The organism is Mesorhizobium sp. L103C131B0 (assembly GCF_000502275.1).
Lineage (GTDB): Bacteria > Pseudomonadota > Alphaproteobacteria > Rhizobiales > Rhizobiaceae > Mesorhizobium.
Genome location: NZ_AYXC01000033.1, coordinates 1 through 11,655 on the forward strand (window position 1 = coordinate 1; position 11,655 = coordinate 11,655).

Here is an 11,655-nt window from a genome sequence, read left to right on the forward strand (position 1 = left end):
AAAAAAAGCGGGCGAAGACCAAGCCATCAGACGCTCCCGAGGCGGACTGACCACCAAGATCCACGCCATGGTCGGCGCATTGGGCAACCCCGTCGGCTTCTCTCTGACCCCTGGCCAAGCCTCCGATCTTGGCCAGGCTGAGCCGTTGCTCGACCAAGTCGACCCGCAAGCCCTTCTTGCGGACAAGGCCTACGACAGGCCACTCTCAACCGCTGCGATCACTCGCGAACGCAAATCCTCCGATATGGCTCTAACCATGCCTGCTGGCCTCCATACCCAGCCGACATGATGAATCAGATATTCTCCCCGATGGGAATCCCTCGCGATTCCATCAGGTCAGATTATGCTCTAGGCCTGTGCCCGATCCTCCATGGCGGCGTGCAGGAAGCCTCGATCGTCCGCCCAAGGCGGACCTTGCTGTGGAGAGCAAGGTTAGGCCAGCCTTCGACTTGTTATTAGGACGGTCTCCGCTCCCCGTCATTAAAAGACTAATGGATCATTCCCACTGCCGATCATCGAATGTGAAGTTCCCGCTTGAATTTCGTAAGTATTTCACATCCCGCTTCAGTCACCCGGATCGTTTCACTTATCCCTACGTCGGCAAATCCGAACACCTTGACCAGAGAAGGAATGTGAAAGGTCATATTTGGAAGCAGCTCTCGGGTTTCTCCGCGCTTAAAGGAAAGGATATGACCCTCGCCCCAATCCGGCGGAAAGCATACTCCGATCGAGTAGCCCGTTCTCTTGAATCGCCCCTCATAGCCGCCGTCCGTGACAGTGTTCGACCAAACCTTCCAAACTTCCTCCAAGGGGCGCCCAGGCCGGATGGCCTCGAGCATGTTCTCTAGCGCTTTGCGGGACACATCCTCCATGCGCTGTAATTCGCGGCTAGCCGGTTTGACGACAATAGTGCGCATGAGGGCCGCACTGTAGCGACGGACAGTACCCGATGGTTCCAACAAAATCGGGTCGCCTTCTTGAATTTTCCGGCCAGCCCAGGTTGCATGGGCGTAACTGGTACGAACGCCTGACGCAACAAACGGCGGATAACCCGGATATTCGCTTCCGATGCTTGTCACGACGCGCTGAATTTCGGCAGCGATATCATTCTCGCTTGCGCCGACGTGGATCTGGTTTATGCCAGCCTCCATACCCGCTTCAACGATCCGGGCAGCCTGACGAATATATTCAATTTCCAGGTCCGACTTCACCACTCGTGCACTTTCGACGATCATCGATCCGTCCTGGACTCTCGCGCTCTGAAGTCCTTCTCGGATCTTTTCATAGTGGGCGATTGTCAAGAACCAGCCAGTTTTCTCGATGCCAATGATGGAGTTGGCATAACCCATGTTTCCAATCGTTGCCACGAGGACCTCGATTGGCGATTCGTGGTCCATGTAACTGGAGCTACTAGTGAGCCACGAATATGCTTTAACGTTAGTCTGCTCGATGGCGCGCGTTACAATATGCAGGTCACCGTTGCTTGGCACTAGCAAGAATTGGATAGCCGGATAGCCTAGTGTGTGATACCCGCTAAGGTAATATATGTTTTCGGGGATACTGACAATCAGCAGGTCCAATCCTCTATTCGCAATCTCCTGGCGAACAGCTTTAAGGCGTCGTTCAAACTCCGAGACCGGAAATGCAAGATCTTTTTCGATAACGGCGTTGTCGATGCCTGAAATTTTCATCTAGTCCATCCTTGGTCCATCGAGCTCATATGCCGGCGGAGGCGGCATTCCCCTGTGCTCGATCTACATGTCCCGAAAAGGTAGCAAGGTCCTAAAAGTTGGATAGTGCGAAGTATCCGTTCGGCCTGCAGGAAACCAGCGTTTTTGGGCATCATGTGCACAATATGTCCACTCGAGTCGGCTGCATCGACTTCTTTGATCCTTGCCAGCCACTTCGCCCGGTGAAGCCTCGCCATGAAAGCCGCCGTGGAGGGTTGCCTAATGTGCAATGGTAGCCGCCTCCGGATTGGGAGGCCATTTGCTTGCGGCACGCTGCCACGCCGGCTCTTGCAACATGGCGCAGTAGCGCTCCTCGGCTTCGGCCTGGGGGATGTTGCCGGTTGGCTCAAGCAGCCAGCAATCGTAGAATCAGTCGGCCCGGGTGCGTTTGATCGGGATAGGGGGACGCCTCGCGACGCCGCCCCTCCCACACCACCGGGCATACGGGTCCGTACCACGGCGGTTCGATCGGATTAAGCTTGGGCATAGACAAGGAGGCGAGGGAGGCCGAGAGACTCGAAGGTCTGGCCTGCTGCCGGTTCCATGGACACCGAGTTAAGGTGTTGAAGATGGAACCGGAGTTTTCCCATGGAGAGAAGAAAGTTCAGCCGCGAGTTCAAGCTTGAGGCTGTGAGGCTGGTGAAGGAACGGGGTGTTGCGGTCGCGCAGGCGGCTCGGGATCTGGACCTGCACGAGAATGTGCTGCGCAAATGGATACGTGATCTGTCGGCCGATCCGCAGCATGCGTTTCCCGGCCACGGCCAAATGAAGCCGGAGCAGCTCGAGATCGACAAGCTGCGACGCGAAGTGGCGAAGCTGAAGGCGGAGCGCGACATCCTAAAAAACGATCACGGGCCTCGGTCCGCCTGTGCGCGGTAGAAACAGGCTGTGCTACGCTAGCCGCCGGAGGGGAGTTGCCGACTGCTTATTGGAGGCGATCGACCCCCGTTAAAAAACGTGGCACATGGGTTGTTGCGGACTTGAGAGTGGTGACGCCGCCTCGGCGGTGATCCCGGTTAGGAAAATGACGAACTTGCTCGGCCCAGCCCCTCCCGATCCACAGGAGGAGAAGCCATGTCAAAGACAAGTGCATCCATGCCGCAGAACCTCACCCGCATGAACCCTGGAGCAGCGGCCATCGACATCGGGTCCACGATGCATATGGCTGCGGTAAATCCGGATTGTGCCGATATGCCGATCCGCTCATTCGGCACCTTCACCCACGACTTGCATGATCTGGCTTCCTGGTTCAGATCCTGCGGTGTCACGAGCGTGGCGATGGAGTCGACCGGCGTTTACTGGATACCGGCCTTCGAGATCCTCGAGCAGCACGGCTTCGAGGTGATCCTGGTCAACGCGCGTTATGCAAAGAACGTCCCGGGCCGGAAGACCGACGTTAGCGATGCGGCGTGGCTTCGCCAGTTACATTCCTATGGCCTGCTGCGCGGGAGCTTTCGGCCCAACGCACAGATCGCAACTCTGCGTGCTTATCTGCGCCAGCGAGAACGGCTGGTCGAGTATGCGGCAGCCCATATCCAGCACATGCAGAAGGCTCTGATGGAGATGAACCTACAGCTCCACCATGTCGTCTCTGACATCACGGGCGCGACGGGCATGAAGATTATCCGTGCGATCGTCTCCGGCGAGCGCGATCCCGACGTTCTGGCATCCTTGCGTGATGTTCGCTGCCACTCGTCTGCCGAAACAATCAAAGCATCCCTGATCGGCAACGAACGTGATGAGCATGTGTTTGCTCTTTCCCAGTCACTGGAGCTTTACGACTTCTACCAGGTGAAGATGCTCGAATGCGACCGCAAGCTTGAAGCGTCGATTGCTTCCATGACCGTCGACCCTGAAGCGCCGCTCCCGCCGCTACCAAAGGTCCGGACGAAGACCAAACAGACGAATGCACCGTCCTTCGATGTGCGAGCTGCGCTCTACGGCCTAACCCGGACAGATTTGACCCAGATTCACGGCCTCGGCTCCTCGCTCGCGCTCAAGCTCATCGGCGAGTGCGGAACGGATCTCCGGGCATGGCCCACTGCCAAGCACTTCACATCGTGGCTCTGCCTTGCGCCCGGCAATAAGATCTCTGGCGGCAAGGTGCTGTCATCCCGAACCCGTCGCTCGTCCAGTCGAGCGGCAGCATTGTTGCGGTTGGCCGCCACCACGATCGGGCGAAGTGACACGGCCCTCGGTGCGTTTTACCGGCGGTTGGCCGGGCGTATCGGCAAGCAGAAAGCAGTGACAGCGACGGCGCGAAAGATTGCAGTCCTCTTCTACAATGCACTGCGTTTTGGAATGGTCTACCGGGACCCAGGTGCTGCTGCCTACGACGAACGGCATCGTGGCCGCGTCATAGCCAACCTCCAGCGGCGGGCACGGTCTATGGGCTACGAACTGGCACCTATGACTGCTGGAGACTGTGTTTCTTAGGAAGGCCGCAGCCTACTTCGCGAGGGAAGTGACATGAGGTTCGCTTTCATCGCGAAACACCGGAGCATCTGGCCGGTGGCATGGCTGTGCAGTGCACTGGATGTGTCCCGTTCCGGCTTCCATGCCTGGCTCGACCGAAACCCCAGCGCCCGGTCCCGGTATGACGAGGCTCTTCTTGTCGAGATAGACCGAAGCTTGAAGAGCAGCGACCGCACCTACGGCACACGCCGGGTCTGGCACGATGTCCTGGCGGAGGGGCTCTCTTGCGGCCTGCATCGCATCGAACGGCTGATGCGGGAGAACGGCCTGCGAGCCCGGCCACGCCGACGTGGCCTGCCGAAGGATGCTGGGGAGCGGCTGGTCGCGTCAGTATCGCAGAACATCCTCGACCGCGCCTTCGAGTCATCGGCGCCGAACCAGAAGTGGGTGGCCGACTTCACCTACATCTGGACCGCGCAAGGCTGGCTCTACGTTGCCGCAGTAGTCGACCTGTTCTCGCGCCGCGTCGTCGGCTGGTCGATGAAGGCCGAGATGACAGCCCAACTCGTCACCGACGCCCTCATCATGGCGATCTGGAGGAGAGGCAAGCCCGACAGTCTGCTGCACCATTCTGATCAGGGCAGCCAATATACGAGCGAGCAGTTCCAGCGGCTGATGGCCGACCATGGCATCACCTGCTCGATGAGCAGGTCCGGCAACGTCTGGGACAATGCGGCGATGGAGAGCTTCTTCTCGTCGCTCAAAACCGAGAGGACGGCCCGCAAGGTCTACAGGACGAGGGACGCAGCCAGGGCGGACGTGTTCGACTACATCGAGCGCTTCTACAATCCCAAGCGGCGCCACTCGACGCTGGGTTATCTCAGCCCAGTTGAGTTCGAGGAAATAGCGATGTTAGCTTAAGTGCCTGTCCACGGAACCGGCAGCAGGCCATACGGCGATACCGCGGGTGGACGCCCGCTGCACCGTGGACGTAGGAGCCTCGTCACCGTTCCGAGCTTGACCTAATAATTTAGCATGATTTTCTGGTATATTTCGACCGCTTTGTTCAACTGCTCTATTTCCACGAACTCGTCGTTCGTATGGGCTTGATTAATACTTCCGGGGCCAATCACGACACAAGGTATTCCGACCAAAGATAGCTGACTTGCATCCGTGCCGTAGGGCACCCCTATATATTTCCCAGTTCGCGCTATATCAGCACAGGCCGTTGCTGCCACTGCCGCAATCTTGCTCGACTCGGCACTGTCTGGAGCTGGATCTTCCAACGCGGGTAGCAAAGAGCGAACCTTGAACTTATCTCCGCCTTCGCGGAAAGATTCTAATACGTTCTCCACCTCCTGTATGGCTTGCTGCGGCTGCTCTCCCGGTATAAGGCGGCGGTCAATCCAAATCCGGCAAACGGGCGGTACAGTGGTTAGTTCTATACCTCCCTCGATAAGACTGACAGTGAGAGTTGGGGAGCCGACCAATGGGTGCGCACGTAAAGCCAAAGCGTGATTGAGTTCGTCAAGGGCTAGGACGATCTTAGCCATCCCCGTGATCGCATTGACTCCGAGATGGGGCTTCGAAGTATGGGCGGGCACGCCCTCCACTTCAACCTGCCAGCGGACCGAACCCTTGTGAGCGACAACAAGTTCTAAGTCAGTTGGTTCGCCGACCACTGCGGCATCATAGGTCAGGCCTGACTGAGCAATTGCACGAGCCCCAATCTTGCGAAATTCTTCGTCAATGCTCGCGGCGACAACGACTGTGGACTTGGGTCGACGTTCTCCAAGGGAGACAAGCGCCATCAGCATCGCTGCAAGCGAACCCTTTGTGTCGCAACTGCCTCGGCCATACACCCGCCCCTCCTTTTGCTCGCCAGAGAACGGATCTGACTCCCACTTATCAATAGGCACAGTGTCCATATGAGCGATGAAAAGAATGCGCTTGTCGGGATTCTCACCCGGAACCCAGGTCAGAAAGTTCGAGCGTCCGTCTGTCACCTCCTGAAATTCGTATGGCAGGGTTCGCTCTCTACAAAAACCCTCAAGGAACTTGGCTACCTCCTTCTCGCCACTTCCCTTTGGGGACAATGATGGATTGACGCTCTCGATTTTTACGAGTTCCTGAAGGAGCGCTACAGTTTCTGTGGCGACGGATGGCATGCACTCTCCTGTTTGCTGTGCGACTTGTGCTCGCGGCTATTCACCTTGGCCAAATCGACAACGCGATCGATTTCGTCCGCGGTATTGTATAGATGCAGTGAAAAGCGCAGCATGCCTCTACGTATCGAGACGATGACCTGGTTTTTCAGCAAGTGATCGTGAAGGGATTGAATTCGTCTGTCGACCTCGCGCGCCCCTGCGAGCGCAGCCATATCGCCGACCGCCACAATGCTTCCAGTGTGGCTCCCAGGAGCACCACCACAGACGGGTAGCCCCAGATCCAGAAGACCAACAGCCAGCCGCTTTGCCAGTGACGTAACGCTCTGCTCAATCTCCTTGGTTCCAGCTTCAAGTAATTGCCCCATCGATACGTAAGCGGCCAGCATTCCTGGAAAGTTGTAGTGGCCAATATCAAAACGAGGGGCGCCGTCACGCAATTTTACAGAACTGGGAATCGGTGCCGATTCCGGCGCGTTACCGAGATCGACACTGAAACGAGCCAGGTAGGCTGGGTTCAACCGATCGGCCCATTCCTGACGGCAATACAAAAATCCCGATCCATAAAGCCCCATCAATCCCTTGACAGTCGAAACCGCCAACCCGTCCACGCCTAGCCGGGTCACGTCGGTGTGGAGTATTCCGACCGACTGTGTTCCGTCTACCAAAAGAAAGGCGCCAACACGCTTGCAGGTTTCCGCAATGGGTGCCAGCTCGGTTCGAAATCCGGGGACCATCGTAACGGTCGCGAGTGCGACAATGCGGGTACGAGAGTCGATTGCTTTTACAATGGCTTCAGTCGGCATTGAACCACTGTCCGGCTCTACGACTCGCAATTCCACGTTGTGGCGGTTCCTGACCTGAAGCCAGGGCAAGATGTTATTAGCGTGCTCTAACTTGGGGCACAGGATCACATTGTCCCCGGGCCTCCACTCGATCGCATTGGCAATTATGTTAATGCCTTCCGATGCGTTCTTTGTAACTGAAATTTCATTCTTTTCAGCACCGATCAGTTGCGCGAATCTCGCCCGGGTATGCTCTACATGTTTCAACATGCTTCCTTCATCATTTCTACCATGTAGCCGATTATTCAAATGCGGCTCAATAGAAGCCACTGTTGCATTCGAGATGAGTCCTTGGTTTGCTACATCCATATAGATCACGTTTTTCGTGGCAGGGAATTCCTCCCGGAGGAGGTTCAAACGAAGAGAATTAGTTTGCATGGCGGCCCACTTGTACGGCTAACGGGTAAAAATCTGCGTACTACTTGCGCTCGCCGGACAATGGCGAAATGCAATGTTCATTGGCGAGGAATTATGCGGTTCCAGGGAGCCGCCTCTTCGGTCGCGTTGCATAGGCCGACTCCGGAGAAGGAAAATAGAACGCTTGAGGCTCCTGCTCTAGGCAGTTTGCTGAAGTGGCCATTTTAGGCCTTGATCATTGCGGAAGTCGGGCTAATACTCGCTCTTGAGCGCAGTTTTCCTGCGCAAATTCGCAATTTCTGCAGAGATGGACGATGGACCTCGATAGAATTGATCGCAAACTTCTCATCGCCGTGCAGCGCAACAATCGTCTTACGACTGAGGAATTGGGCGAACTTGCGGGGCTCTCGGCGACCGCTTGTCAGCGGCGGTTGAAGCGCCTTCGAGACGAAGGTGTGATCGAGGCTGATGTTGCGATCGTCTCCCCAGCCGCCGTTGGTCGGCCAATGATGATGCTGACTTTCATTGGTCTCGAGCGCGATCGAGCAGATATCATTGACCGTTTCAAGCAAGCAATCCGGCGCACGCCTGAGATCATGAGCGCATACTATGTGACAGGTGAAGCAGATTTCGTTCTGGCGATTTCTGTGCGTGACATGGTCGAGTACGAGGCATTTACTCGCCGGTTTTTTTATGAGCATCCGGATATAAAAGGATTTAAGACGATGGTCGTGATGGATAGAATCAAAGCTACCTTGGCTTTGCCAATTGATGAATAGCGGCACGGAGCGCCCATCAGTACACGGCAGTTGGAAAGTTGCATTTATGTTTCTCGCGTTGCGCTCAATGGATCTCGCGCGCAGGCAGGGCTCGTCGGACCTTCTCGCGGCGCTTTTCAGGACCGCCGGATGACGATTGCGCTTACCGCGGACGCATAGCACACCCCACACATTGAACTTGTCCACCGGCGTATCTTCGAAACCTACGTCGAAACGCAGCTCGCTCCGACGCTGGCAAAGGGCGATGTCGTCATCCTCGACAACCTCGCTGCCCACAAGAGTCCGGCCGCCGAGACAGCGATCCGGGCCAGAGGCGCATGGCTGCTCTTCCTGCCGCCTGCAGCCCAGATCTCAATCCCATCGAAATGGCTTTCACTAAGCTCAAGGCGCACCTGCGCGCAAAGGCCATCAGAACCATCGACGCCCTGTGGCAGGCCAGTGTGATATCTCCAACCTCTTCTCGCCAACAGAATGCAGAAACTACTTCGCAGCCGCAGGGTATGGACTCACATGAAAGTCCGCCGCTCTAGACCCGGCCAGGCGGGTGAACGGTTCCCGAGTTGTCAGCAAATGGTGAGCGACCCGATCGGGGATAGCGAGGACGCTGCTCGCTACCAATTCCCGGCGGCTATTGCCTACGTGCGAAATCCAATAGGAAAACGACGGTTTCCTGCGTGGAAGGGCAAAGATTTCGCGCATAGCGGCCTTTGACGCTGGTACTTTGACGAAGCGGACACACGGCATCCGGTCCCCATACCTGATGCGGATAGCTGTTGCTGAGAATAGAAAATGGTCAGTGTCAACAGCGTCTCGGAGGGTGCCGCAGGGACAATGGCGGCGAACGCTCCTGTGGCGTGGCGCGCTTATCAACTGATGATGGTGCGCACGAAATCGCGGCCGACCAAAGACTATGCCCGCAACCAGCCGGCTGCAAGCACGAGGACCTGATGGACCGTAACCCCTTTTCCGAAGCAGAAATCCAAGGGCGCCTTGCCAGCCTCCGCGCGCTGCTTTCTGAGCGCAATCTGGACGCGGCGGTCTTCGCCTCTCCGGAAAACGTCTTTTATCTCACGGGTCTAGACCACTGGGGATACTTTACTCCACATTTGCTTGTCGTCGCGCAGGAAGGTCAACCTGTTCTGGTCACCCGTGCCAATGAAAGATGGACGATCGAGAGCCGGGTGAAGGCAGCGACGTTCCGTAGCCACTCAGATAGCGAGACGGCCGCTGACGTTGCCGCGCTGGTGCTGGCTGAGATGGGGTTGTCCAGTAAGCAGATCGGCCTTGAATACTGGACGGCAGGTCTGAGCCACGGGCTTGCGGTAACGCTGCAGTCGCAGACTGACGCAAAATGGAGCGACGTTTCCGGTCTGGTCGACAAGATGCGGCGAGTGAAAAGCGCCGAGGAGCAAGCCTTGATGCGGCGGGCCGCCAAGGTGACGGACGCCGCCGCTGGAGCCGCGATTGCGGCGATCTCGGACGGCGCCTCCGAACAGGAGGTCGCTGCCGAGTGCATGTCAGCGATGATACGCGCCGGAGGCCATGTTCCGGGCTTTGGACCTTTCATCCGTCCAGGCGCGCGTCTGCGCGAAACGCACGCGACCTGGGGTGATGGCGTTTATCGGAAAGGTGAACCCGTCCTCATTGAGCTATCCGGCTGTGTCTCGCGCTACCATGCGCCGCTCGGTCGGCTCGTTCACATTGGCGACATCAAGGACGAGGACGTAGCGATGGCGGTGGTGAACGCCGCCGCATTCGATGCCGCATTGAATGCGTTGCGTCCCGGTGCAATAGCGCGGGAGGTTTTCGCGGCCTGGCGAGCTGTCGTCGACGACGCCGGCCTGTCTCATTACTACCGGCACCACTGTGGGTATATGATTGGGATCGGTCAGCCTCCGTCATGGACCGGCGGCAATTCGGTGATCGGGCTCAGACCCGATTCCGATATAGTCATCGAGACTGGCATGAGCTTTCATGTGCTCTCGTGGCTGATGGGGACCGGGCGGGGAGACGACTTCGTTTCCAACACGGTGCTCTTGGGTGATAACGGCGCGGAATTGCTCACCCGCACGCCGACCGACCCCATCGTACGCTAGGAACGCATCATGGCGCGCTATTCGGCATTTTCTATTTTCCGCAACGCGTTGTCGGGCCAGAAGAACTGGCAGCGCGCCTGGCGGGCTGCGGAGCCCAAACGGTCCTACGACGTGATCATCATCGGCGGTGGCGGACACGGCCTCGCCACCGCTTTCTACCTCGCCGAGAACCACGGCATCCGTAACGTCGCTGTGCTCGAAAAAGGCTATATCGGCGGTGGCAATGTCGGCCGCAACACCACCGTCATCCGTTCCAACTATCTGCTCGACGGCAACACCCAATTCTACGAATTTTCGATGAAGCTCTGGGAGGGCATGTCGCAAGCGTTGAATTTCAACGTCATGTTCTCGCAGCGCGGCCAGCTTGTCACGGCGCATTCGGCCGACCAACTCGGTGCCTTCAGCCACCGCGCCAATGTCATGCGGCTGAACGGCATCGACTCCGATATCCTCGACCGTGACGAAGTTCAGCGGATGTTGCCCTATCTCGATTATTCCGATACGGCGCGCTTTCCAATTTACGGCGCCATCTTCCAGGGCCGCGCAGGCACGGCGCGGCACGACGCTGTCGCCTGGGGCTATGCGCGCGCGGCCGATGGCCATGGCGTAGACATCATCCAGAACTGCGAGGTGATGGGCTTCATTCGCGACGGCGAACGGATCGTCGGCGTCGAAACGACAAAAGGCCGGATCGGCGCCGGCAAGGTCGGTCTTGCGGTCGCGGGTCACACTTCCGTGCTAGGAGCCAAGGCCGGCCTGCAGCTACCAATTGAAAGCCATGTGCTGCAGGCGTTCGTTACCGAACCTCTGAAACCACTTGTGGACCATGTCGTCGCCTACGGCGCCGGTCATTACTACCTTAGCCAGTCGGACAAAGGCGGGCTGGTCTTGGGCGGTGATATCGACGGCTACAACTCCTATGCCCAGCGCGGCAATCTCGGCGTCATCCGCGAAACGATGGAGGCGGCAATCGCTCTGATGCCGTGCGTCTCGCGTCTTCGCATAGTGCGCCACTGGGGCGGCGTTATGGACATGACGCCCGACGCCAGCCCGATCATCTGCCCGACGGCCATCGAGGGCCTCTATCTCAACGGCGGTTGGTGCTATGGCGGGTTTAAAGCGACGCCTGCTTCCGGGTGGTGCTTTGCGCATACTATTGCGAATGGCAAGCCGCATCCGCTCGTCGCCCCGTACAGCTTGGACCGGTTTCGCGCCGGGCGAACCATCGACGAGGCCGGAATCGGCCCGTTCGCTTGGTTGCATTAGGA

7 protein-coding genes and 4 pseudogenes are annotated in these 11,655 nt (G+C 57.7%); 8 read left to right on the forward strand and 3 right to left on the reverse strand.

The window, feature by feature from the left end; translation table 11 throughout:
- Positions 1-196, forward strand: a pseudogene (locus X730_RS0134900) (transposase); the annotation flags it as partial.
- 316 nt (positions 197-512) lie between these two features.
- Here the strand turns inward: X730_RS0134900 and X730_RS136700 are convergent.
- Positions 513-1,691 (reverse strand): Xaa-Pro peptidase family protein, encoded by a 1,179-nt coding sequence (locus tag X730_RS136700; protein ID WP_023827634.1) that lies wholly within the window; start codon positions 1,689-1,691, stop codon positions 513-515.
- Positions 1,692-2,318: 627 nt separating this feature from the next.
- Here X730_RS136700 and X730_RS136695 point away from each other — a divergent pair.
- The 3 genes and pseudogenes from X730_RS136695 to X730_RS136685 form a co-directional block, all read left to right on the forward strand.
- A pseudogene (locus X730_RS136695) lies at positions 2,319-2,573 on the forward strand (transposase); the annotation flags it as partial.
- A 231-nt stretch (positions 2,574-2,804) separates the two neighbouring features.
- The gene (locus X730_RS136690) at positions 2,805-4,166 is read left to right on the forward strand and encodes an IS110 family transposase (RefSeq protein ID WP_031197465.1); all 1,362 of its coding nucleotides are present in this window, start codon (positions 2,805-2,807) and stop codon (positions 4,164-4,166) included.
- Positions 4,167-5,066, forward strand: a pseudogene (locus X730_RS136685) (IS3 family transposase); the annotation flags it as partial.
- A gap of 101 nt (positions 5,067-5,167) precedes the next feature.
- Here the strand turns inward: X730_RS136685 and X730_RS136680 are convergent.
- Both X730_RS136680 and X730_RS136675 read right to left on the reverse strand, forming a co-directional pair.
- Positions 5,168-6,313, reverse strand: coding sequence for a M20 family metallopeptidase (locus tag X730_RS136680; RefSeq protein ID WP_031197466.1), 1,146 nt, complete (start codon positions 6,311-6,313; stop codon positions 5,168-5,170).
- Positions 6,286-7,464 (reverse strand): aminotransferase class V-fold PLP-dependent enzyme, encoded by a 1,179-nt coding sequence (locus tag X730_RS136675; protein ID WP_245261442.1) that lies wholly within the window; start codon positions 7,462-7,464, stop codon positions 6,286-6,288. The genes X730_RS136680 and X730_RS136675 overlap by 28 nt, the downstream gene beginning before the upstream one ends.
- A 362-nt stretch (positions 7,465-7,826) precedes the next feature.
- On the opposite strand from X730_RS136675, the gene X730_RS136670 reads away from it, so the two are divergent.
- The 4 genes and pseudogenes from X730_RS136670 (at position 7,827) to X730_RS136660 (ending at position 11,653) form a co-directional block, all read left to right on the forward strand.
- The gene (locus tag X730_RS136670) at positions 7,827-8,291 is read left to right on the forward strand and encodes an Lrp/AsnC family transcriptional regulator (protein WP_023827640.1); all 465 of its coding nucleotides are present in this window, start codon (positions 7,827-7,829) and stop codon (positions 8,289-8,291) included.
- A 219-nt stretch (positions 8,292-8,510) separates the two neighbouring features.
- Positions 8,511-8,805: pseudogene (locus X730_RS1000000166985) on the forward strand (transposase); the annotation flags it as partial.
- 433 nt (positions 8,806-9,238) lie between these two features.
- Positions 9,239-10,387 (forward strand): Xaa-Pro peptidase family protein, encoded by a 1,149-nt coding sequence (locus tag X730_RS136665; RefSeq protein WP_023827641.1) that lies wholly within the window; start codon positions 9,239-9,241, stop codon positions 10,385-10,387.
- A gap of 9 nt (positions 10,388-10,396) precedes the next feature.
- Complete coding sequence (locus X730_RS136660; RefSeq protein WP_023827642.1) at positions 10,397-11,653, forward strand: sarcosine oxidase subunit beta family protein; 1,257 nt, start codon at positions 10,397-10,399, stop codon at positions 11,651-11,653.
- Positions 11,654-11,655 lie beyond the last annotated feature (2 nt).